The organism is Pseudoalteromonas sp. SR45-1, assembly GCF_014163655.1.
GTDB lineage: Bacteria > Pseudomonadota > Gammaproteobacteria > Enterobacterales > Alteromonadaceae > Pseudoalteromonas > Pseudoalteromonas distincta.
Window position 1 is genome coordinate 1 of the sequence record NZ_JACJDR010000015.1, and the last position, 23,969, is coordinate 23,969.

The following is a 23,969-nucleotide window of genomic DNA, read 5'->3' on the forward strand; positions in this document are numbered from 1 at the left end:
AAACGAATAAACGAATAAACGAATAACTAATAAAACAAATAAGGATATATTTATGAAACGTTTACTTATCGCACTATCAATATTAATGCTCAGTGCATGTGCTAGTACAAAAAGTGATTTTAGGTTTGATGGATCTACGCCTGAATCAACTCAGGCAGGAGTTAATAAAGTTTTAAAGGCATTAAAAACTCAAGATTCAATGCGCTTTTTAGGCGCTTTAATCGCAATTCAGTTTTCTGACGTGCAAAGCGCAGAAGATATAATAGGCGACCCTACCATGATGAATGAAGTGAATTACTTTATTATTGGTAAAAAAATTGATGGCTTAAATTATTATGAAGTACTGGATCTTGCGAGTTCGTCTCCATCAAAAGTTGAATTTTCTGTAGAAGAGTAATTTTATTTTGTTAGTTACAATATAATTTTACGCCAATGATGCAGTGCATTATTGGCGTTTTTATATGAAATTATTTATATTTAACTATTTATACTTAACTATTCGGGATGATAGTTCATTTTTTTAAAAGCGTCGTATACAGCTAAATGTAGTGTTTCAGTGTGATCTAGGTTTTCAAAATAGCCAAATTGCACTTGGCTTTTACTACTCAGAATAGGCGCTACTTTTTTATGTAATTGCTTTGCTAAACCTTCCATTAATTCGCCTTCTTTACCTACTCCAATATAAACCGATTGAGGAAAGGCAGTTGGCTCAAAAGGGCCATTCAGTAATTCATTATCGGCCCACCATAGGCTTGGGCTAATTATTACGTAATGATTAAACATTGCAGGGTGATTAAACAAAATTTCGGTGGCTAGTAAACCACCTAACGATTGACCAATTAAAGTACTTGTTGAGTTGGTACGGTATGTTTTATTGATCAGTGGCCGTAGTTCGTCGTTTATAACACTAATAAACTTTTTTGAGCCACCGTGCGTTGGCAAGTCTTTTAAATCGAGGGCATTATTACTCGGTGATGTAAAATCGTGTTTACGATCGATATTTGCTATACCCACAACAATGGCTTCGGGTATATGGTTTATCCACGGAAAAGAAGCAAATTGTACAAGTCCTGCAATATGAATAAAGTCTTCATCTTTTGAGCCATCGAGTAAGTAAATAACAGGGTAATGCTTATCGCTTGATTGCTCATAACTATTAGGCATGTAAACGTTTATAGTGCGTTGCTGCTCAAGCGTGGTTGATTTAAAGGTAAAGGTTTCACCAATACTAAAAGGTTTTGTTTTAATCGGTTCTGCATGGCTTAATAAGCTAAAAGCTAAACATATTATTGTAAATAAACTTAACACTTTATTTTTCATTAGATTGCCTTTAGTTATTGTTATCACTTAATTTAAACTTCTTTCCCGCCATGGCTCTGTGCAAGGTCATCAAGTTCGGCGCAAGTGTAATCAAAACCACTTTCGTCGTATTCGTATGTCACTTTTACACTATCGCCGCCATTAAAAAGTCGTGTTTTTACATCGTTAACCGGCCAGTCTTTGAGCTCGTGTAAAAATCGGTTAGCAACTTGTGAAGATTCAAAACAATAGCGAATTTCTGTTTTCATAAATAATAAAGCTCTGGCTGTTTACCCCTGCAGCTGGTGCATTATTAATGGGGCGTTCATGATTCGGTTACAAAAAATAAAGAGTTAAATTGTAAATTTTGTGTTTCAATAAATGCATTAAACTCGGTACACACTAACGTACTTTAATTAACAAATGATGACGACTTTACATGCATTATAAATTTGCTCTTATCGCAAGCTCGGTTTTTATACTAAGCGCTTGCGGTGGTTCCGGCTCCGATGATACGCCAACCGTTAACGGAAATAAAATCCCCATTTTGTCAGTCGCTGATATTCCTAGTGAATTAAGTAAAGGCCAAACAATTGAGCTAACAGCAACAGCCAGTGATAAAGACGGCACTATTACATCGGTTGTGTGGCAACAAACGCAAGGGCCTGAACTAATTAGTGGGACTTTAGAGGCAACAACTACTTCAGTAACACTGCTAAATGCGCAAAGTTATAAGCCTGTTGATTATGCTTTTTCGGTAACAGCAACCGATAACGAAGGGGCAAGCAGTGTAAAAACGCTAAGCTTTACTGCACGTAATAATATGGATGACATTAGCGCCGCACGGTTACTACACCAAGCAACAATGGGGCCTAAGCTTAGTGAAATACAAAACGCACAAGGTTTAAGCGAGCAGCAATGGCTTGATAAACAAATAGCGCTACCTATTAATTATCACCGTGATTATTTAGTAAAGTTAAATGACGATGATGACTTTAAATACATAAGCCGCATAGACGCATGGTGGAAGGCAGTAATGCAAAGTGACGATCAACTTCGTCAACGTGTTGCATTTGCGTTAAGTGAAATATTAGTAGTGTCGGATGAAAACAGTGCCTTAAGAGGCCAACCTGAGGGCATGATCACTTATTACGATTTGCTACTAAAGCATGCCTTTGGTAATTATCGTGACTTACTCGAAGATGTCACGCTTTCGCCTATTATGGGAACTTACTTAAGCCATTTGGGTAACGAAAAAGCAGACGATGCACTTAATATTCGCCCAGATGAAAATTACGCACGTGAAGTAATGCAGTTATTTACTATTGGCCTTGAAGAGCTAAATCTAGATGGCAGCGCCAAGCTTGATGCACAAGGTAATACTATTGCTACTTACGGACAGGTCGAAATAGAGGGTTTTGCACGCGTATTTACTGGTTGGACGTTTGCCGATAGTGAAACATTTAAGCGTAAAAGTCGTGACTATATTAAACCAATGGAAGCATTTGACGAGTACCATTCTAGTAAACAAAAAACCTTACTAAATGGCGAGGTTATACCACAAGGTTATACAGCAGAAGAGTCATTGCAAATAGCGCTCGATAATTTATTTAACCATCAAAATGTTGCGCCATTTATTACTAAGCAACTTATTCAGCGATTAATTACGTCAAATCCAACCCCCCAATACGTTGAACGAGTAGCTAATGTGTTTGTTGATAATGGCGCCGGTGTACGCGGCGATTTAGCGGCTGTAGTAAAGGCTATATATTTAGATGATGAAGCACGGCATTTTGGCTCAGTGCTTAACTATCAAGGTAAAATTAAAGAGCCTATCTTAAAAACCGTACATTTTTGGCGAAATCTCGATGCTAAATCTTTGGCTGGTTACTATAAAACATGGAATTTAATAAATAACTATGGGCAAGGGCCCATGCAGTCGGCTTCGGTATTTAACTTTTTTAGGCCTGATTATCAAACCGCAGCTTTGCGAAATGAAGGTATTGTTGCGCCAGAGTTACAAATAGCAAACGATGCAACACTGATTGGCACCATGAATGCGCTTTACGCAAGTTTAGTGTGGAGTACCGCTGAAGCACACAGTGATCTAAATTCAAATGGTATTTATGTTTATATTCAAGACGACATGAATGTTTTAGAGAAAAACGGTGTTAGCGCGCTATTAACTCAGTACAACACGTTATATTTTGCAGGCGCAATGAGCAGTGACACACGCCAAGCATTACTTGATTTAGATGCCTACTTTAATGAAGATCAATACCGTGAACGGGTTTCGTATTTATTATATATGATTGCTATTTCACCTGAATTTAACGTGCAGTATTAGGAACGCATAATGAGCATTAATAGAAGAGAGTTTTTGTCGTTATGTGTAAAAGGAAGCGTATCGGCTGCCGCGTTAACGAGCCTGCAATTACAAGCATTAACTGGAGCGACTAATGCTGTTGAGCTAGGTGATTACAAAGCATTAGTGTGTGTGTATTTATACGGAGGGAATGATTCGTTAAATATGCTCGTTCCGCTTGAAGGCGAGCAACGTAGTATTTACGAGCAAAGTAGGCAGAACCTAGCGGTAGAGAGCCCACTTGAGTTAAGTATTAAAAGCCAGTTTGCTGGTGGAGTCGGTATTCATCCTTCACTTGAACCGATACAAAATGTGTTTGAATCTCAAAATTTAGCATTTATAGGTGGGGTAGGTACTTTACTCGCTCCCACAACATTGAGTGACTATAAAAATAAAACAATAGGTTTGCCTAAGCATTTGTTCTCGCATAACGATCAGCAAGCTGCGTGGATGTATGGTCGAGAAAAGCAATCACTTAATAGCGGGTGGGGCGCACGACTTTTAGAACGTTTAGAGCTACAAGATGAGTTTGCAGCTAATGTATCACTCGACGGTACTAATTTATGGCAAACGGGAAGTGCTAGCAATGCATTTGCGCTTAACAAAAGTGGCATTAGTAGTATTAACGCGTTTGGAGGGTATCAACCTCGTAGCGAACATGTAACTTCTATTATGAACCGCTTACTAGGCAATACGAGCCATCCGTTAAGTACAGCTTATGCCAATGGCTTAACAAGTGCGATAAATAACACTCAAGCAATGAACAGCGCGTTAGAAAGCGCGCCTGCACTTATTACCCCATTTAGCGATAATAGCCTTAGTGAGCAATTTGCAGCAGTCGCTAAAACAATTAGCGTACAGGCAAAATTGAGCACTCAGCGCCAAGTGTTTTTTGTTTCTATGGGGGGGTATGATACCCACGATAACCAATTAACAACGCACCCTGCTTTATTAAATACGTTAGCTCAAGGGTTAAGTGAATTTGATAGTGCGATGAAAGAGCTTGATATGGCAGATAAAGTGACTACGTTTACTATGTCTGATTTTGGTCGCACGTTGACCTCAAATGGCGATGGTACTGACCATGGTTGGGCAGGAAACCAAATAGTAATGGGCGGCGCAGTAAAAGGCGGTAATATATATGGTGAGCTATTAACTCAACATTTGGATGGCCCACAAGATACCGGTGGCGGGCGTTTAATTCCAAGTGTTGCTAATGAGCAGTACTTTGCCACATTGGCTAAGTGGTTTGGTGTGCCAAGCTCTGAGCTTGTTGATATTTTTCCAAACTTGAGTAACTTTGATCACACAACATTGGACTTTTTTGTGTAATTAGTCGCTAATAGTAATCTAAAAGCGCTTGTTAGTAGTATAAGCTACTGTTTAATAGTGCTTAATTGTTTTAATAATAAAAAATCACACAATATAGGAATCATAAAATGAAAGTTTTAGTGAGCTTAGTTAGTCTAATCGCCTTTTTACTCGTCATACTGCCAGGGCCTTTGTATAAATTTGGTATTGTAGAATTAGGTGTTGCGTTTACGGGGTTTAAATTTGGTGTTTACGCTGGTGGCGCTGCATTGGTGCTACTTATAGTACAAGCGTTATTTATGCGTAAAACGTTAACGCTAAGCAGTGGTGTTATTGCGCTTGTGTTTTCGGTTGTGGCTATTGCTATGCCACTTAACATGATGAACAAAGCTAAAAGCGTACCGGCAATTCATGATATTTCAACAGATTTAGTTAACCCACCAAAATTTGTAGCAATTGCGCCACTTCGTGCTGAAGCACCAAATCCAGTAGAGTACGCGGGTGAAGAAACGGCAGTACAGCAACGCAAAGCATACCCTGAACTGGCAACGTTAAGCTTTGCACAATCTAAAGCCGATTTAATGACAGCAAGCGAACAAGCAGTTAAAAATCTTGGTTTTGCAGTGGTAAGTGCAAACACGGCTACAGGTATTGTAGAAGCTACTGATACAACCACATGGTTTGGTTTTAAAGACGATGTGGTAATTCGTATTAAAGATGAAGGCAGCCAACGTTTTGTTGATATTCGTAGTAAATCGCGAGTAGGGCGTAGTGATTTAGGAAAAAATGCAGAGCGCATTCATTCAATTATTAATGAACTAAACAGCTTACTTGCAAAATAATTAAATTTAGCGCCCTAGTACTAACGATTGAGCCCAAACACTGTTTGGGCTTTTTTTCTGCCTATTTTATATTGTCAGGTTCTATTCACGGGCTATGGACTATGCTGTTGATGATTTAAATTTTTAACCACTATGGAGTTATTATGAAAACAGTAGGATATGCAGCAAAAAGCCAAGGTTCTGAATTGACAGAGTTTTCTTTTGAGCGCCGCGATTTACGAAATAACGATGTAGAAATTGAAATTTTATACTGTGGTGTGTGCCATTCAGATTTACACGCCGTACGAAATGATTGGGGTGGCAGTGACTATCCGCTAGTACCTGGGCACGAAATTGTTGGTAAAGTTATGTCGGTAGGTAGCGACGTTAAAAAATATAAGCAAGGCGACACAGTTGCTGTGGGTTGTATGGTTGATTCGTGCCAAAGTTGCGATCAATGTGATAACGACGAAGAACAATTTTGCCGCGAAGGCATGGTTGGTACTTACGCAGGCAAAGACCGCGTTAGTGGTGAAATGACCCAAGGTGGGTATTCTAAACATGTTGTTGTACGCGAAGAATTTGTACTTTCTGTACCAGAAAATTTAGACCTTTCACGCGTTGCACCGCTACTTTGTGCAGGTATTACTACGTATTCGCCACTTCATAAGTGGGGCGTAAAAAAAGGTAGCCGTGTTGGTGTTGTTGGTCTAGGTGGTCTTGGTCACATGGCCGTTAAAAATGCAGTTGCAATGGGTGCAAGCGTTACGGTAATTGGCCGTAGTGAGTCTAAAAAAGATGATGCGGTTAAATTAGGCGCTCAGCACTATTTAGTGTCATCTAATGATGACGAAATGAAAGACTCGCAATCTGCCTTTGACGTCATTATAGATACAGTCCCTGTAAAACATGATTTATCTATTTACACACCGCTACTTGATGTAGATGGTACATTAGTTATTGTTGGCCAAGTTGGTCCAGTGGATGAGCTAAGCACGGTGCCATTATTAATGGGTCGCCGTCGTATTGCAGGCTCACTTATTGGTGGTATTGCACAGACGCAACAAATGCTCGACTTTTGTGGTGAAAATAACGTGCTACCTGAGTGCGAAATGATCAACATTGACGAAATTAACACGGCATACGAGCGTATGGAAAAGTCAGACGTACGATACCGCTTTGTTATTGATATGGCATCGTTAAACGCTTAATTTACTAGGTAAATTAAAAATAAAAGAGCCGCTAATTAGCGGCTCTTTTTGTATTTTAAATTAACTCGAACTCAGTTAATTAGTAGCTTGCGCTGTTGGTTGCTGTTTGTTTAGTTGTAAGTAACTTAATAGCCACATACCCAAACCACCTAAAAACAATGCAGCTGCTACGTAACCTGTTTGATTAGGTGCAGCACCTTGCGCTATTGCAATTCCGCCAACCCAAGGACCTATAGCATTGGCAGTATTAAATGCGCACTGTACTAAGGCACCAATCATAGCGTGGCCTTCGGGCGAAACGTCCATTAAAAGCGTTTGAATCAGCGTAGCCAAGCCCACACTGCAACCAATAAAGAAGATCACCGCGTAAAGAGCCCAAATATTATGGCTTGCCGTTACATATGCAAAGGCAAATACAATAGTACATACAAGCGCAAGGCCAGTCGTTTTAATTGCTGATTTATCGGCAGCTTTACCCAGTACATAGTTACCGAGTGTACAACCGATACCAAACATTACCATTGCGATAGAAATAGTATACGGAGCTGTTTTTGTTACCACTAATATGGTGTCGGCAATGTAAGTATAAATACAAAACACTCCGCCAAAGCCAATAATTACAATACCCAAAATGGACCAAACCAGTTTATTTTTAAGTACGCCAAACTCGTTTAGTAAGTTAGAAGGCTTAGCGTTATCGATACTAGGCACTACTTTATAAACAAAAACAAAAGCAATAAAGGCCAGTACTGCAGCGCCAGCTAAACAATAACGCCAACTTAAATTTTGACCTACAAGTGTAACTATAGGCACGCCAACAATAGTAGCCACAGTTAAACCCATAAACACCTTAGACATAAAGCTTGCACGCTTACCTTTTGGGGCAATATCTGATGCTAATAAAATAGCAGCACCAAAATATGCACCATGAGGTAAGCCACTTAAAAATCTAAATATTACAAGCTGCTCAAGCGACGTTGCCATCGCGCTTAACCCGTTTGAGATAAACATTAAGCTTATAAAAATGAGCAATGCTTTGCGCTTTCTCATATTAGCAGTAGTGAGCATTAAAATAGGGGCGCCAACTACAACACCAATGGCGTAAGCACTAATTGCGTAACCACTTTGTGAGGGCGTTGATCCAAATGTTTCGCTAATTAGTGGCAGCATAGGCATCATCGAAAACTCAGATAATCCTAAAATAAATGTGCCAAGTGCTAATACGAGTAAAATAGCGGTTCTGTTAAGTTGACTAGATGCCGACGTTACATCTGATGTCATAGATGATCCCTTAAGATTTAATTTTAAAAGTGAAACAGCACAATAAATTCTGAATAGAAAATATTATATGTATGCTTAAATTTTGGTGTGAGAGGGTAGTCTGTGAGAGTGCTATTTTAAGTTAAAAAAAGTACAGAGTCATGCATAAATTAGTGTTTTTGTTAGGTTTTTAAAATGTTAATTAGAAGTAAATACTACTTAAAATTTATAAAATAAAAAAACTATTTATAAAGCATGCATCTATAAGGTGTTAAATATTCGCCGAAAGGTTATTTAGAGCTTATATTTACAGTATAGTTACATATTTGTTTAACGTTATTCTGCTAATGTTTTTACTAATTTACTCCTTAAGGTTTTTATATGTTTGGTATTTCTAAAAGAAACGCAAAAATTGAAGAAATGGAGCTTCAATTAATTCAAAAACAGTCTATCTTGTCGGCAATTAACAAGCATGTGGCTTATATAGAGTTTACACCTGAAGGAATAATATTAGACGCAAATCAGTTATTTCTAGCTACTGTAGGCTACAGCAAAGAGCAAATAATTGGCAAACATCATCGCATGTTTTGCGAACCTGAATATGCAAAGTCAGATGAATATAGCCAATTTTGGCAAGCATTAAAAACCGGAGATTCAAAATCAGGATCGTTTTTAAGATACAAAGCTAATGGCGATAAGCTTTGGCTTGAGGCAACTTACTTTCCTGTAGAAGAGCATGGCGTAGTCACTAAAGTGATTAAAATAGCCTCTGATATTACGACTAGTTATATACAACGAAAGGCACAAGAAGCCATAGCTAGTGCACTCGATAAAGCATTGGCTACAATAGAGTTTACCCCACAAGGTAATATTTTAAGCGCAAATCAAAACTTTTTAGCGACAGTAGGCTACAGCTTAAAAGATATTGTAGGTAAACATCATAAAATGTTTTGTACTGAAGTGTTTTATGAGAAAAACCCACACTTTTGGAATGAATTAGCGCAGGGGCAGTTTAAGTCAGGAAAATTTAAACGTATTGCCGCCGACGGTTCAGAAATTTGGCTAGAAGCTACTTATAACCCAATATTAGATAGCAAAGGTAATGTAATTAAAATAATTAAGTTTGCATCAAATATTACTGATCGTATACACAATAATAATGCAGTGACTGAAGCCGCTGCAATCGCGTATGAATCGGCGGTAGCTACAGCGCAAACCGCTAAAAAAGGTTCTGAGATACTACAAAGTTCTGTTGCAAACTCAGATGCCATTGTAAGCCAAGTTCTTAAGTCAGTTGATTTAATTAAAAATCTTAATGAACAATCAGCTGTAATAGGCTCCATTGTTTCTACAATCAGCAGCATTGCTGATCAAACTAATTTACTTGCACTCAATGCTGCTATTGAAGCTGCACGTGCTGGTGAATACGGTCGAGGTTTTGCTGTAGTAGCTGACGAAGTAAGGCAACTTGCAGCCAGTACGAGTAGTTCAACTAATGAAATAGCGACCGTTGTTAAAAATAACCAAGAGCTCACTAATGATATATCAAGGCAAATTACGTCGGTTTCAGACTCTTCAGAGCAAGGCCGAGAGCTTATTGCGAATGTATCTGAGGTTATTAAAGAGATTGAGCGAGGGGCTGATATTGTTTCTCAAACAGTCGCTGAGTTAAATACTTAATTTATTATATGACCTTTTAGATTAAACACGCCTAACAACATTCAAAATTGATAAAGTGCGACAATATGTCGCGCTTTTGCTTTTGCAGTTCACACTATAATTACGCCAATTATTACAGTGGCATAAATTAACAATGGTTTATAAAAGCAAAACTCAAAAAACTTACTTACTTTCCCCTGTCGCACTTTTTATTAGCGGTGTGCTATCTACTTTTGCATTTGCCGACGATACGTCTTTAGAAGTAATTGAAGTACACGGACATGCTCAAAATAAGCATTTAGCACTTGGTTCGTCAGAATCGTTATTAAGTGATTTAGGTGTCGACTTTTCAGCTGCGGGCGGCGTATCTAAACTCCCTATTTTAAATGGTTTAATGGGCGACAGAGTTAAAGTGTTAATTGATGGCGCAGATGTAACCGCTGCATGCGCTAATCACATGAACCCGCCACTGTCGTATATCTCGGCTAATCAAATTACGTCTTACAATGTGGTTGCAGGCGTATCGCCTGTAAGCGCGGGCGGCGATAATATTGCCGGTGTAATAAGCGTTAATTCTATTTCACCACAGTATAGCGATAGCAATGAATTAGGTTGGCACTCAGGTTATGTGTCAGCAAAGTACAGTAGCGTTGATAACGGACGTAAACTTGGCGTTGGTGCACGTTTAGCAAGTGACACGCTTAGCCTTAATTATCAGGGTTCGTTTAGTGACGCAGATAGTTATGAAGACGGTAACGGCGATGTAGTATTAGATACATTGTATCGAGCACAAAATCATAGTTTAACCGCAGCTATGCGCGATGATAAACAGCAATTAGTTATAAAGCTAACGCATCAAAAAATCCCATATCAGGGATTTGCAAATCAGTATATGGATATGACCGATAACACCAGCTACGGTGCAATAGCTCAATACAAACGCTCCTTTGAAAACAGCGAGCTTGAAGGGCAAGTTAACTGGCATAGCGTAAAGCACGAAATGGGTTTTTTCAGTGAAGAAAAAACAGGCATGATGCCAATGAAAACCGATGCACAAGATATAAGTACGCAGCTTAAATGGCGTATTGCGCTTAATAAAAACAGCAGTATTTTACTCGCTCAAGAATATTACAATTACAGCATTGATGATTGGTGGCCAGGTATTGAAGGCTCAACCATGATGGGACCAGACGATTACGTAAATATAAATAACGGTAAACGAGAGCGCATAGCGGCATTTGCTGAATTTGAGAGCCAAATAAATACCAAGTTATGGTTAAATGCAGGCGTACGTATTGAAAGTGTTAATACCCAAGTAGGTGAGGTTCAGCCTTACAACGACGGTATGAGCATGATGGATATGGGCGATATGAGCGACATGGGGGGTATGGAAAGTATGACCATGAGCGATACGTCTACAGATAATAGCATTGCTGCACAGAACTTTAATGCTGGCGACAGAGATAAAACCGACACTATAGTTGATGCTAACTTTTTAATTAACTACCAAATAACAAATTATGATGAGCTGCAATTTGGTCTTGCCCGTAAAAACCGCGCGCCTAATTTATACGAGCGATACAGCTGGGGCGTAAGTAATATGGCAACCACCATGATTGGTTGGTATGGCGATGGTAATGGCTATATTGGTAACCCTGATTTAGACGTTGAAACAGCGCATACTTTAAGTGCTACTTATATTAAATCGGCTAAAGATGACCGTTGGCGTTTAAGCACCAATGTTTGGTATACAGATGTGAATGATTATATTGATGCTGATATTGTAAGAAGCTTCAATAGTTATGACTTGGACAACACAGCGCGTAATATTTTGCAGTTTACTAATGTAGATGCCATTTTATATGGTGCAAAAATAGATTTAACAGCCAACATTTATGAATCTAAGGATTTAGGTAACTGGCAGTTACACGCTAATGTTACTAATACGAGAGGCAAGCGCGACGATACTAACCAGCCGCTTTATCAAATTAAACCACTGCAAACCCAGCTAGGTATTAGCCAGCAAATGGGTCGGTTTGAAAACGCATTATCTTGGCAGTGGGTAGATACTAAAAACCGTGTAAATAATAATCGTTTTGAAAACCAAACAGACAGCTACAGCTTGGTTAATTTAAGCTCTAAAGCCACATGGGATTCATTAACGCTAAGCGCAGAAGTGAGTAACGTGTTTGATGAGTACCACCAACTCCCACTATGCGGCGTAAGTATTGCAGCACTTAAACAAGATAGCAGCAACGGGTTTGAACAACTTGCTGGGCAGGGTCGTTCATTTAATGTAAGCATTAGTTACGCGTTTTAACTAAATTAAATTTTAAAATAAAGTAAAAGCCATAACTGTGTTATGGCTTTTTTCATACGCTTTAATATGTAAGCCGTAAACTTATTTTTATGAAATATTTGTACGCAAAAAGCGTTCTATTAAGCACGCTTGTACTAATTTTACAGCGTTATTTTAAGGCAATGCAGTAAAAAGCAGTAACTTGTTCATCACCCAATGATTAGGAAGTACAGTGTTTAAGCAATTTAAAAATAAAGTGATGGGTGCGCCAACAGCTATGGCCGGTTTAGCTTTGGGTATTGCTAGTATGGGATGGACATGGGAAAACGTTTTTAATTTAAACTCCCAAGGGCAATTTTTGGGAGCGGTATTAGCTGGCGTATTAGTTTTACTTTTGGCTGCTAAGTTTTTACTACACCCTCATTTATTAAAAGCCGATTTAGCACACCCAGTTGCAGGAAGTGTGATCCCTACATTTGCAATGGCTAATCTTGTTATTTCAAACTCAGTTGGGCAATTTAACCAATTAGCTGGCGACATTATGTGGGTTTTAGCTTTTGTGTTGCATCTAACCTTTTTGGTGAGTTTTTTATACCAGCGAGCAAAAAAGTTTAATTTTGAAGATATGGCGCCTAGCTGGTTTGTGCCACCAGTGGGGATAATTATTGCAGATGTTACTTTTTCGGGAAATCCGACATTAGCGTGGTTAGCTTATAGTGCATTAGTTATTGGTATATCAACGTACGCGATAATGCTGCCAATTATGTTTTATCGTTTTTTATTAGCATTAAAAAGTGACTACGAAATACAGCCAACACTTGCCATTTTAGCTGCGCCTGCCAGTTTAACATTAGCGGGGTATTTTCATATTGTAGCTAATCCATCACTTGTTATAGTGGGGGCATTATTTATATTAGCGATAATAAAAACACTGATTGTTTATGTGTTATTTATAAAGTTATTAAGCAGACCTTTTACGCCGAGCTACGCTGCTTTTACATTTCCAATGGTTATTGGGGCAACTGCATTATTTAAAATGGCTGATTGGATGCAAAGTATAAACCTCGCAATGCCATATGTAGATACAGTTAATTACTTAGCCACGTTTGAACTTATAGTTGCCACGGCAGTGGTATGTTATGTAAGTGGTCGCTACTTTTGCCACTTTAAATTATCAAAGCAACAGGTAACATAAAGCTACTCTTGGGTTGCCTGTGGCTCATTACTTTCTTGTTCAGCTAGTTTTTCGCGCTCAGCTTTTGATACATAAGACGGTTTGTTGCTTTTATGCAATTTAGCGTTAGTGCGTTTATCTTTTTTTTGAAATTTAGTGACGATTTTTTTACGACGGTTCACAATTAAATACCCTGTTAATTTTAAGTCGCGCATTATACAGTCATCCTCATAAAAGCTGCTATATAAATATTTAACATGAACTCTGGGCAAGAGATTTACTTGGCCTATTGCAAGTAAGTTCAACGCAGTTAGCGCTGAAAATAGCTGCTTGAGATAGATTTATTATCCAGAGTTCCGGTTATTTACCTTAAGTTACCTGTGTGTTTGGCGTAAAGAGCTATAAGTAGGCACTTCATAGCGTTATAATTACCGCTCTTAGTTATTAATTAAATGGGAATTGTTTTGAAAAAGTTAGCTTTAGCCAGTATTGCTTTATTTGCATTTGGCGCTCATGCGCAGTTAAATAAAAATATTGATAGCGTTGCCGATTACGCAGTAAATACCTACCAAAATGCTCAAATACACACACTAACTAACTTAGTGGCTTTTCCGACGGTTAATAAAAGCGACATTAGCACTCCTCAAAATCCCGATTTTATTGGCTTTAAAGCACTTTTAAAAATGAAAGCCGCAGAGCTTGGTTTTGACTACCAAGATTTAGGCTACACCGTATTAATTGGTATGGGCGAGCAAAGCGAAAAAGTAACGGTAGTAACCCACGGCGACGTGCAACCTGCTAATGCAAGCAAATGGAAACAAAGCCCTTTTATTATTGATACATCTGAACCGGGTAAATTAGTTGGTCGTGGTACTGAGGACGACAAAGGTGCAATAGCAACAGCGCTTTACGCCATGAAAGCAATTAAAGATAAAGGCATAACCCTTAATAACCGTATTGAGCTTATGATTTACCTTGCTGAGGAGTCTGATTGGGGTCCGCTTACTCAATTTATGAAAACGTACGAACAACCAAAATATGCAGTAACGATTGATGCATCATACCCTGTAGTGGTTGCCGAGAAAGGCTGGAGCTTAATTGCACCTACTTTTAATGCAACATCACCACAAACGGGTTTATATGTAAAGGATGTAACTGGCGGTGCGTTTAGAAGCCAAATTCCAGAAGACGCCAGCTTAGTGCTTCACAATGCAGACGCGGCACTTATTAATACATTAAAAGCAAAAGCTAAAACATTAAATAAAGTTGAATTTAACTTTAGTGAAAAAAGTAATGGTTTAGCAATAAGCGTTAAAGGTATGTCGGCGCATTCATCTGAGCCGGAGTCGGGTATAAATGCTATTGCTTATTTAGCTGAGTTATTTAAAGGTGTGAAGCTTGAAAATAACAGTGACGGCGAGCTAATCGACTTTGTGAATCAGTTAATTGGTTTAGATATTCACGGTAAACAATTTGGCGAAATAGCTTACAAGCACGACTTTATGGGCCCAATGACAGTGGCACCAACCGTTATTGAGCGCGATGGTAATGCGCTAACACTTGCTGTAAATGCACGTCGCCCAATGGGTAAAGACGAAGCTGTATTACAAAAGCAAATTGATGATGCACTCGCTAATTGGCAAGCTACTAACAATGTAACACTTGCTAACATAGAAACAATTATTGGCACACCTATGCTACTTGATGGCGCGCCACATGCGCAAAAGCTGCTTGATATTTTCAAGCATTTTACGGGCGACGAAAAAGCTGACTTTGTATCAATAGGTGGTGGCACTAACGCAAAGCTGTTTGATAATGCTGTATCGTTTGGCCCTTCAATGCCGGGTAAGCGCTACACAGGTCATTCAGAGCATGAATTTATGACACTTGAGCAACTTGAACTGAATTTACGTATGTACACAGCAATGATGATAGAGCTTGGTAATATGTAGTTATAGTTGTTTAGTAAAAGCCGCCTTGGTTAACTGAGCAGACCCAGCAAGGCGGCTTTTTTGTGTTTATTAAAACTGGGCTACAAAGCTAAGATTGTATATATCATAGTTATCATTATCAGTGTAATTAGCTGTGAAGTAGTAGCTATCATTAATAAAGTACTTACCTTCAATAACTAAATCAGAGTCGTTTGAGCCAATACCGACTGCAACATTTTTATTGAAGTAATAGTTTGCGAGCACATTAAAAACTGAGTCGTCGCCAACATCTAGATAGTCAACATTTACAGCAAAATAGCTGTCATCATAAAGATGGGCAAAGTAACGTGATGATAGGTCCCACGACTCTGTTTCATCATCTGTTTCAACAGTAAAACCAATGTAGTCGGTGTCGTTAATTTCATGATTATACTGAGCTTTAAACAAATAAACTGTATCGCTATATTCATAATCTAACATACGTACAGATACTTTTAGTGAATCAGCAAATAAGTAACCTAAACCTAGTGAATAGTTGTCGGCATCACCAATATTAGGTAATTCAAAAGTTGCAAAAGCATTGCCGTAAAAACCTTCTCCAAAAATACCTTTTCCACTGTAACCATCTGAATTAAAATAATTTAAGCCTATATTACTATCTGTATCCAAGTAGCCATAATCATCCCAAACACCAGAGTTTTGCTGCTTCTCAAAGTAATAGTGAGTTGATAGCCCGTACACATCATCGTTGTAATAATCAGAATCAATTTTTGCGTAGTTTATAGAGTTAAACCATTGTTTTGATTGTGACTGCTCAGCGTTTACAGACGCTGTGCAGCTAAGTGTGAGTAAAGTGAGTGGCATTAAAAAGCGCATAAGTATCCCTTCTTATAATTGAGTAAACTTGTTACTAGAATGGGTATTCTATTAATGCAGTTTTATAAGGCAATTAAATGATTGTAATAAAGTGTTTGCATATTGTAGGCTTTCCTAATTAAAAACGTAGGTTACCTCAGGCAAGTTTTCGAAGCTTGGTTTGGCAAATAAATACCCTTGCATAAGCTCAACACCTGCGTTTTTTAGCCACGTATATTCTTCTACTGTTTCAATTCCTTCAGCCAGTGCGGTAATGTTTAAGTCGCGAAACATATTTAAGCAATGAGTTACTATTAATTGGCGTTTTTTATCGTTGCTGATATCGCGTATTAGCGCCATATCAAGCTTGATAATATCTGTTTGAAAGTCAGCCAGTAGATTTAAACCAGAATAACCTGCACCAAAGTCATCGGTAGCCGTTTTAAATCCGAGAGACTGGTAGTAATCAACAACGCGTTTAATGTGTGCGGTGTCTTCTATTTTTTCTACTTCAGTAAATTCAAACATAATATTTTGAATAGGAAAGTTATACTTTTTTGCAGCTTCTAGTGTGGTGCGTATACATCGTTCTGGTTTATAAATAGCATTAGGTAAAAAATTAATACTTAGCATTGATGTTATGCCCAGCTTTGCGGCTAGTTGAATAGCTTTAATACGACAAAGCTGATCAAATGCATAGCGGTTGTCTTCATTCACTTTTGAAATAATTGAATAAGCAGACTCGCCATTTAAACCTCTAACCAATGCTTCATAGCCATAAATTAGGCGAGTTTTACAGTTTATAATCGGTTGAAAAGCCATAGAAAAATCAAATTCAAGATCGTTGGCGTCAGCACAATTACTACATGTCACTTTTTCACAATCTTTTGATTTTTCGATCACTTAGTTCATCCTCTGATGTTTATTTTTAAAGTTAGTTGAGGGTAGATCCTAACACAAATAGATTAAAGTATTAGCTTATATTTTTTTTAACGTAATAAGTGATTATTTATATGTGAGTAATATGATGACTAATGTCATGCTATTTAATGACATTTGGCAGGAGTTTGCATTTCGTTTTTATATAAAAATAGATTTATACATTAACAGGAGGATAAACATGAATACATCAACAACAATATTTCAAAGTTTTAAACAGTATGCAGTTGCTTTAGTGTTTTTAGGATTAATTAATTTAATTACATCACCAAACACCTTATGGGTGATTTGGCCCGCGCTTGGCATGGGGATCGCTTTATTATCTGAAGTCTTAGGTATAAGCAGCTCTAAAAAGGTATCTTGATGATTAGTAAGCCAAGTAATAATTTACTTGGCTTTAATTTAATGTGCTTTATTTACAGTAATCTAAACCTAAATATTTAAAATGCTGATTGAAGTGTCACATCTAGTGATATTTCGGTATTTAAGAGTTTTGAAATAGGGCAGCTCTTTTTGGTTTGCTCGCATAAAGCTTGAAACTGCTCGTTTTGAATATCATCAATACGCGCTTTTACCTCAAGGGCAATATGCGTCACCGAAAAACCATCATCTACTTCATCAAGGCTTACAGTGGCTTTAGTATCAATTTTATCTGCGGTAAAGCCTGCATCACCTAATGCAAGTGAAAGCGCCATACTAAAACATGCACTGTGCGCTGCACCTACTAATTCTTCAGGGTTTGAGCCCGCCTCATCTTCAAAGCGGGTATTAAAACCATAAGGTTGTTTATTAAGCCCGCCACTTTGAGTTGATATGCTACCTTTGCCTGTTTTAATGTCGCCAGACCATGTTGAACTTGCCGTTTTTTTAATCGTCATCATCTTCTCCTTGCTAGAGTGTAAGCTTTTCAGGTTATCTAAGCGTTATTTACAAAATAAACTTATATAAAGCCTTAAAAGCACTAATTACTGATGATGTTGCAAAATAGGCGCCAGTTAATTGTTACCCCTGTTTATTTCGCTTACAGCGCTCTGAACAGTAAATAACGTTATCCCAGTCGCGCTGCCATTTTTTACGCCACGTAAAAGGTTTATTACAAATAGGGCATATTTTTTGAGGTAAGTTTAGTTTTTTGTGCGCCATGCTTACTTAGCCTTACTGTTATTTTTAGTATCCGTTTTACTTTTTGTTCGAGTAACTTTTTGAGTCCCCCCAACGTGCTTTTTAAGAATTTTCCCTATGGCACGTTTAACATCGGCTCGCTCACGGTATTGCCATAAGCGTTCGCGTGCTTCTTTTGAGGCCGCTGTTAAATCAAGCATGGGTTCAGGGTAATCCTCCCCTAACTTAAAGTCGTTAAAGAGTGCTTCCATTGGGGTTTGCTCCCAAGGCTGATGTAAATATTCAATAGGGAGTTTTTCAAGCTCGGGGCACCACTTTTTAATAAATGAACCTGTTGGATCTTGATCTTCTGATTGCTTAATTGGGTTGTAGTGCCTAATGGTATTAATACCTGTGACCGAGGCTTGCATTTGAATTTGCGGATAATGAATCCCTGGCTCAAAATCTAAAAAGTAATTAGCGAGCGGAAAGCTTGCTTGCTGCCAACTTATATTTAAATGATGCGTTACAAAGCTTACAAGCATGGCGCGCATTCTAAAGTTTATATAACCGGTGGCTTTTAAGCAGCGCATGCAAGCGTCAATAATTGGAATACCTGTTTGACCTTGCGCCCAGCGTTCAATATCGTTTTTCACACGTTCATCATCACGATACGGAAATACGTGATAACCCGGATTAAGAGCTAAAAACTCCATAGAGCACTCGCTTTCAAACTTTTGCATAAAGTGGCAGTGCCAATGCAAGCGCGATACAAACGCTGCTAGTGGGCGTTTCCAACCTCTTTTGTCAGGGTGTTTTGAATGATATTCATCAATGGTCATTTGATACACTTGCCTAAGGCTAATGTTCCCCCATGCTAGATAGGGCGAAAGCCGAGAGCAGTGGGTTTGGCTTAAACTTGGGCTCGATATTCCCTTTTGATAACCTTTACCGCGCTCGGCAAAAAAACTCTGCATTACAGTTCGCGCATGCAGTGGGCCACCTTGTTGAAAGCTGTCGTGATCTTGAGTGTAAGCGCTTGGCAGCTCAGGCGCTTGATAGTTATTAAGGGTAATTGTTTTTATACTCTTCCAATTAGGAACAGCAATAGGTGCTTGCATTGTTTGCTGCCAGCGTTCGTTCCAATTATTACGATTTTTTTTGCCGCGAATTACCGCGCCTGTTTGCGACTCTTGCCAATTAATGTGGTTATGCTGGCACCATGCTTTTATTGCCTTATCGCGCTCAAAGGTGTTGTTTAAGCCTATTTCTTGATGGCTAAAAATATTAACTATTTCAAACTGCGTCTTTATCGACTCAAGTAAATCGTTCATATTTAAATTAAATATATAAACACAGGCGTTAAAACGCGCTAGCTGATTATTTAACTCAACTATCGATTGATACACAAAGCGCCAGTGCCGCTCATTGTAGTGTGCATCTTCGAGCAGTAATGGTTCAAAGTTATAAAATAACAGGGTCGGTAAGCCATTACTAAATGCATTTTTTAATGGTTGATGATCGCTAAGACGTAAATCACGTTTAAACCACACGATGTTTATTTTTTCTTTCATACTGGCAATATTAAAACCGTGGCATTATAAATAATAGGACAAAACCAATACGTATTAAATGTAAAAGAAGACTAGTGTAAAAACGATTTTGATATAGGCAACTCATGTTAAGGTGATACTAAAATGAGTCGCCAATAAAAGAAGTATTATAAATAGGGAGAATTACCGTGATAGTTAAGCAATTTTGGCACTTGCAGTCATGTGAGAGTACACCTATTAAAGCTTCACCAATTGCAACTACTTCCATTATCTTTTCCTAAAACTTGCGAGGGTATCGCTTTGTATGACGATACCCTCAGTTAGGGTAAAATTAAAAACGCTTACCAATAGTAAAGCTAAAGACATGAGATATGACAACGCGCGCATTAAATATAATTGATTGATCTGCTACCGTTTCACCTGAGTGAAACTTCCCTCTGATAAGTTTCCTGAGTTATTTAAGTTTTTAACATCGACACGAAGATTTAAGGGTACTCGCCGAGATATCATGGTATGTAGGTAGGGCATCAAAGGCTCCAAACGTTGCTACTGTTTTGGCTCCGCATTTAGTAGCAAAGTCGATAGCCTTTGAAACGTTAGTAAAGTTATTTGCCCAGTCAGTAAATTCTGTTTTATTACTCACTAGCGAAGATATTTGATATAAAAAACCACCTACAAACGCATCGCCTGCAGCTGTGGTATCCACAACATATGCCTTAGGGCAAGGATAAGTACCACTAAATGAGCTAGATGAAAAAGTAATAGGCTCGCCACCATCGGTCATTAAAACTAAAGCTACGCCACTATCTACCCAACTTCTAATAGTGGTATCAATATGCTCTATTCCATAAAGCGAGATCAGCTCATCTTTACTCGCTTTAATAACATCAACTGTTTTAGCAACATCCTCAATAACAGATTTAGCTGTGAGTGGTTCATCCCAGAAGGCTGAACGAAAGTTAATGTCAAAGCATGTAACCGAGCCTGATTCTTTAAAGTGTTTTAGCGCATGTAAGGTTGTATTTAATACTAAAGGTTTTGCAAAAGAGCCTGAACAAAAACTCACAATTTTAGGTGTTGAAAATAAAGAGGGCTCTAAATCGGTTATTTGTAAATCGTAATGTGCAGCATCTTTATCGTAAAATTCAAATGTACGTTCACCGTTTTCATCCAACGATACGAACGCGAGTGCCGTCTTCCCTTTTTTTGAAAAGCCAACATAAGATGTGTTTACATTATACATTTTGAGTGCATTTATTAAAAAGCGACCAAATTTATCATTGCCTACTTTACCAAGCAAATAACTTGAACCACCAAGCTTTGCTACGGCTACAGCAACATTAGCGGGTGCGCCTCCGGCAAACTGTGTGAAGTCTAGTTCGCTATTTGATGCCTTATTGTGCATGCAGTCATGTGAGAGTATATCTATTAAAGCTTCACCAATTGCAACTACTTCCATTATATTTTCCTAAAAATTGCGAGGGTATCGCTTTGCATGACGATACCCTAGATTAGAGTAAAATTAAAAACGCTTACCAATAGTAAGGCTAAAGGTACGAGGCAAGACAACGCGCGCATTAAATGTAGTTGCTTGACCTGCTACCGTTTCACCTGCGCGAGGATCCCCCTCTGATAAGCCTTCTGAGTTATTTAGGTTTTTAACATCGGCACGAAGGTAATAACCGTCTTCGTTTTCAAGGGATAAACCAAGGTTTAACATGCCATACATAGGCAGTTCTGCTGTGTTGGCGTCGTCGGCATAACGTTTACCGCTCCAAGAGTAGCTACCATGAATAGCTGCCATACCCCACGAAAAATCTTCAAACTGATAGCTACTAGTTAATTGGCCAAAGTGCTTAGGCACACGTACAGGTAAGTTGCCGTTTATATCAATAGAGGCAGAGCTTCCATTAGCATCCAAGTATTGCGCCGCTGGTGTGTTTACAAATTCGGGTGATTGGTACGTTGCGGATACACCAATGCGCCAGTCTTGGGTGATTTGCAGGTTAAATTCGGCTTCTACACCTAGGGTTTCTGTGTTTCTAAAGGCTTGACGTTGCACTACTTGACCATTTTCCACAGTAGGTACATTAAAGAATAAATCATCCGCAGCGGCGAAGTAACCGGTTACAAATGCTGCGACATCACCTTCGTTATATTTAATGCCCACCTCGGCCATTACCGTTGAAGCTGGTTGTGTTTCGCGTCTCTCAGAGTTATTAAATTGATTAATTTCCTCTTGACTAGTTAGGTTGGTAATCGCCATGTATTTATCTACATCAGGCATACGAAAACCATCTGCATATCGAGTGAATACCGCTAAGTCGTCGTTAAATTTGTAGTTAGCTGCAATTGTCCATGCCATTTCGTTGTATTCAACATCAAAGTTTCGGTAAGTCCCATCACCAAAGGGCAGGGTAATATTCCCATTGACGGTATCAGTATCGCTGGCAAAACTGTCAATTGTGTAATTAGCTAGGTTTTGCGCTTCCCCATCTGCTTTGAGGGTTTCGTACCTTAGGCCCAGATTAAACGACACATCTTCAAGCTCGTATTCAAAGTCAGCAAAGGGCGCAAGGGTATTTTCACTATAAACAATATCGGCAAAACCATGTGATCCAGCCTGAATACCTTTGTAAGTACCGCTGGCAATGTCAAGACCTTGTGCATCTGTAAATACAACATCTAAGCGCTGCGGCAGGGGCTCTACTGATTGCAGTGTATTAATTCGATAGTCGGTAACATGGCCATTAATATTAGAGAAGAATAAGCCAAAATTAGCATAAAGAGTCCCTTCGCCTACATCATCAAAGGTGTAGTTGAATCTGGTTTCGTTTTGGAAGTTATCGCCTTCAAAACGTCTATGCCAAAAGCCTGCGTTTATTCCGTATCCATTGGTGTTGTAGGTATTTACGTTGCTTGAATCAGCCAATACAAAGCCGTTTCCTGCATCGCGTATATCGTAACTTAGGTTACCATCAACCATGGCTCCTGCAAGGACATCAGTATTTGCAGCATATATAGCTTGTGCTTTACTAGCTAACGATTCGGCGTTACCTACGTTAATGATGCCGGTAAAGGTTGTTAGCATATCGGTATAACGCATTTGATTTGAAAAGACTAAGTTTTCGTTGATTTCAATTTCGGTTGTATTGCCAAAGTAGGTCACATTAGCGTAGTTACCATCTGCAATATCCAAATCAATGTCGCCGCTTGGGGTGTTATTAAGAGTTAATAAACGCGCACCTGCTGAGTTACCGGTGGTGCCATCTCTGATATCCATCCCGCCTGGGATTGTTTTAGCATTGGTGGTTGAGCCTATTAATGGCTGAGGAATAAAAAAGAATGATCTATCGTTTTGTTTATTAAACTCAAAGCGGGTAAAGCCGCTGCCATCTTTAAAAAAGTGCTTAATATTGCCATTAAGCTCACCACCTTGGTTAGCTGTATACCCCGGATCGCGTGCGGAGTCATCCTTGCGATACCAAGCGCCAACAGCATAGGTTGTCTGATCGTCTATTGATCCGCTAACCCAACCTTGTCCACCTAGGCGGTTGTTGCTGTTGGTTTCAAAAAACACATCACCTTGGGTATCACCGGAGCCTTCACGAGAAATAAAATTAATAAACCCAGCTGGCGCGCTACCAACAAAAATTGACGAGGCACCACCACGAATAGCTTCAACGCTGCCAACAAAATTAGACAAACGGGTAAAGCGATCATTTTGAGTAAATAAAATATCTTGATTATAAAACACGGTCATACCATCACGAAGTAGTGCTGTAAACTCTGTTTGCGTTGATAACGGAAAGCCTCGTGGGGCTACGTTGTTACCGGTTTCTCCACCGGTGTCTTCGGCATGAAAACCAGGAATACTTCGCACTAATTCAGCAACACTGTGCGGAGCCAATTGCTCTAACTTTGCTTCGTTAAAGGTAGTTATTGCATTAGTTGATTCGATTTTCTCTTTTGGCCGAGATGTTCCCGTTACAATGATGCGCTCAAACCCTAAATCACTTTTTGCTACTTGTTGCTCTTGTGACAAGACGCTAGGGGATATGGATAGACCTACAGCGACTGCAATTAGAGTCATTTTTGCTGATACTTTCATTTTTCTGTTCTCTCTTTGTTGTGTGTGTATACAAATTTGCGGTTTTATTAATCAAACATGTCAGTGTTATCAAATTTGTA

At 38.8% G+C, this 23,969-nt stretch carries 21 protein-coding genes; 10 read left to right on the top strand and 11 right to left on the bottom strand.

Annotated elements, in window-relative coordinates; all coding sequences use genetic code 11:
* Positions 1–52: 52 nt before the first annotated feature.
* Positions 53–397: a hypothetical protein gene (locus H5089_RS14940; protein ID WP_182712553.1), complete on the top strand. Its 345-nt coding sequence runs from the start codon at positions 53–55 to the stop codon at positions 395–397.
* A gap of 98 nt (positions 398–495) precedes the next feature.
* On the opposite strand, the gene H5089_RS14945 is transcribed toward H5089_RS14940, so the two are convergent.
* Complete coding sequence (locus H5089_RS14945) at positions 496–1,320, bottom strand: alpha/beta hydrolase (RefSeq protein WP_182712554.1); 825 nt, start codon at positions 1,318–1,320, stop codon at positions 496–498.
* Between the two features lie 32 nt (positions 1,321–1,352).
* Positions 1,353–1,568 (bottom strand): hypothetical protein, encoded by a 216-nt coding sequence (locus H5089_RS14950; protein WP_002958138.1) that lies wholly within the window; start codon positions 1,566–1,568, stop codon positions 1,353–1,355.
* Between the two features lie 170 nt (positions 1,569–1,738).
* On the opposite strand from H5089_RS14950, the gene H5089_RS14955 reads away from it, so the two are divergent.
* The 4 genes from H5089_RS14955 (at position 1,739) to H5089_RS14970 (ending at position 7,007) form a co-directional block, all read left to right on the top strand.
* Positions 1,739–3,646 carry a DUF1800 family protein gene (locus tag H5089_RS14955; RefSeq protein ID WP_182712555.1) on the top strand — a complete coding sequence of 636 codons (1,908 nt, stop codon included), beginning with the start codon at positions 1,739–1,741 and terminating at the stop codon, positions 3,644–3,646.
* 9 nt (positions 3,647–3,655) lie between these two features.
* Entirely contained in the window at positions 3,656–4,996 is a 1,341-nt protein-coding gene (locus H5089_RS14960) for a DUF1501 domain-containing protein (RefSeq protein WP_182712556.1), read from the top strand.
* A gap of 107 nt (positions 4,997–5,103) precedes the next feature.
* Complete coding sequence (locus H5089_RS14965) at positions 5,104–5,817, top strand: DUF1499 domain-containing protein (RefSeq protein WP_182712557.1); 714 nt, start codon at positions 5,104–5,106, stop codon at positions 5,815–5,817.
* 143 nt (positions 5,818–5,960) lie between these two features.
* A complete protein-coding gene (locus H5089_RS14970; RefSeq protein WP_002958143.1) occupies positions 5,961–7,007 on the top strand; it encodes an NAD(P)-dependent alcohol dehydrogenase in 1,047 nt (348 codons plus the stop codon).
* A 75-nt stretch (positions 7,008–7,082) separates the two neighbouring features.
* Here H5089_RS14970 and H5089_RS14975 read toward each other — a convergent pair whose 3' ends face one another.
* Complete coding sequence (locus H5089_RS14975; protein ID WP_182712558.1) at positions 7,083–8,288, bottom strand: MFS transporter; 1,206 nt, start codon at positions 8,286–8,288, stop codon at positions 7,083–7,085.
* A 360-nt stretch (positions 8,289–8,648) separates the two neighbouring features.
* Between H5089_RS14975 and H5089_RS14980 the strand changes: the two genes are divergently transcribed.
* The 3 genes from H5089_RS14980 (at position 8,649) to H5089_RS14990 (ending at position 13,420) form a co-directional block, all read left to right on the top strand.
* Complete coding sequence (locus tag H5089_RS14980; RefSeq protein ID WP_182196878.1) at positions 8,649–9,947, top strand: PAS domain-containing methyl-accepting chemotaxis protein; 1,299 nt, start codon at positions 8,649–8,651, stop codon at positions 9,945–9,947.
* Positions 9,948–10,080: 133 nt separating this feature from the next.
* Complete coding sequence (locus H5089_RS14985) at positions 10,081–12,246, top strand: TonB-dependent receptor (protein WP_182712559.1); 2,166 nt, start codon at positions 10,081–10,083, stop codon at positions 12,244–12,246.
* 211 nt (positions 12,247–12,457) lie between these two features.
* Positions 12,458–13,420 carry a TDT family transporter gene (locus tag H5089_RS14990; RefSeq protein ID WP_182712560.1) on the top strand — a complete coding sequence of 321 codons (963 nt, stop codon included), beginning with the start codon at positions 12,458–12,460 and terminating at the stop codon, positions 13,418–13,420.
* A 2-nt stretch (positions 13,421–13,422) separates the two neighbouring features.
* On the opposite strand, the gene H5089_RS14995 is transcribed toward H5089_RS14990, so the two are convergent.
* Positions 13,423–13,614, bottom strand: coding sequence for a DUF2986 domain-containing protein (locus H5089_RS14995; RefSeq protein WP_024597023.1), 192 nt, complete (start codon positions 13,612–13,614; stop codon positions 13,423–13,425).
* Positions 13,615–13,863: 249 nt separating this feature from the next.
* Here H5089_RS14995 and H5089_RS15000 point away from each other — a divergent pair, with 249 nt between their 5' ends.
* Entirely contained in the window at positions 13,864–15,351 is a 1,488-nt protein-coding gene (locus H5089_RS15000) for a dipeptidase (protein WP_182196875.1), read from the top strand.
* 69 nt (positions 15,352–15,420) lie between these two features.
* Here H5089_RS15000 and H5089_RS15005 read toward each other — a convergent pair whose 3' ends face one another.
* Together H5089_RS15005 and H5089_RS15010 are read right to left on the bottom strand one after the other, a co-directional pair.
* The gene (locus H5089_RS15005; protein WP_182712561.1) at positions 15,421–16,206 is read right to left on the bottom strand and encodes a putative porin; all 786 of its coding nucleotides are present in this window, start codon (positions 16,204–16,206) and stop codon (positions 15,421–15,423) included.
* A 114-nt stretch (positions 16,207–16,320) separates the two neighbouring features.
* A complete protein-coding gene (locus H5089_RS15010; protein ID WP_182712562.1) occupies positions 16,321–17,088 on the bottom strand; it encodes an EAL domain-containing protein in 768 nt (255 codons plus the stop codon).
* Positions 17,089–17,305: 217 nt separating this feature from the next.
* On the opposite strand from H5089_RS15010, the gene H5089_RS15015 reads away from it, so the two are divergent.
* On the top strand, positions 17,306–17,488 hold the full coding sequence (locus H5089_RS15015) for a 2TM domain-containing protein (RefSeq protein ID WP_002958152.1): 183 nt from the start codon (positions 17,306–17,308) through the stop codon (positions 17,486–17,488).
* A gap of 76 nt (positions 17,489–17,564) precedes the next feature.
* Here the strand turns inward: H5089_RS15015 and H5089_RS15020 are convergent, their stop codons facing one another.
* From H5089_RS15020 to H5089_RS15040, 5 genes are all read right to left on the bottom strand, one after another.
* Positions 17,565–18,002: an OsmC family protein gene (locus tag H5089_RS15020; RefSeq protein WP_182712596.1), complete on the bottom strand. Its 438-nt coding sequence runs from the start codon at positions 18,000–18,002 to the stop codon at positions 17,565–17,567.
* Positions 18,003–18,126: 124 nt separating this feature from the next.
* Positions 18,127–18,267 (bottom strand): DUF2256 domain-containing protein, encoded by a 141-nt coding sequence (locus H5089_RS15025; RefSeq protein WP_002958154.1) that lies wholly within the window; start codon positions 18,265–18,267, stop codon positions 18,127–18,129.
* Between the two features lie 2 nt (positions 18,268–18,269).
* Complete coding sequence (locus H5089_RS15030) at positions 18,270–19,799, bottom strand: cryptochrome/deoxyribodipyrimidine photo-lyase family protein (protein WP_182712563.1); 1,530 nt, start codon at positions 19,797–19,799, stop codon at positions 18,270–18,272.
* A 445-nt stretch (positions 19,800–20,244) separates the two neighbouring features.
* Entirely contained in the window at positions 20,245–21,237 is a 993-nt protein-coding gene (locus tag H5089_RS15035; RefSeq protein WP_024598256.1) for a carbohydrate kinase, read from the bottom strand.
* A gap of 63 nt (positions 21,238–21,300) precedes the next feature.
* Positions 21,301–23,889 carry a TonB-dependent receptor gene (locus H5089_RS15040; RefSeq protein ID WP_182712564.1) on the bottom strand — a complete coding sequence of 863 codons (2,589 nt, stop codon included), beginning with the start codon at positions 23,887–23,889 and terminating at the stop codon, positions 21,301–21,303.
* Between the last annotated feature and the right edge of the window lie 80 nt (positions 23,890–23,969).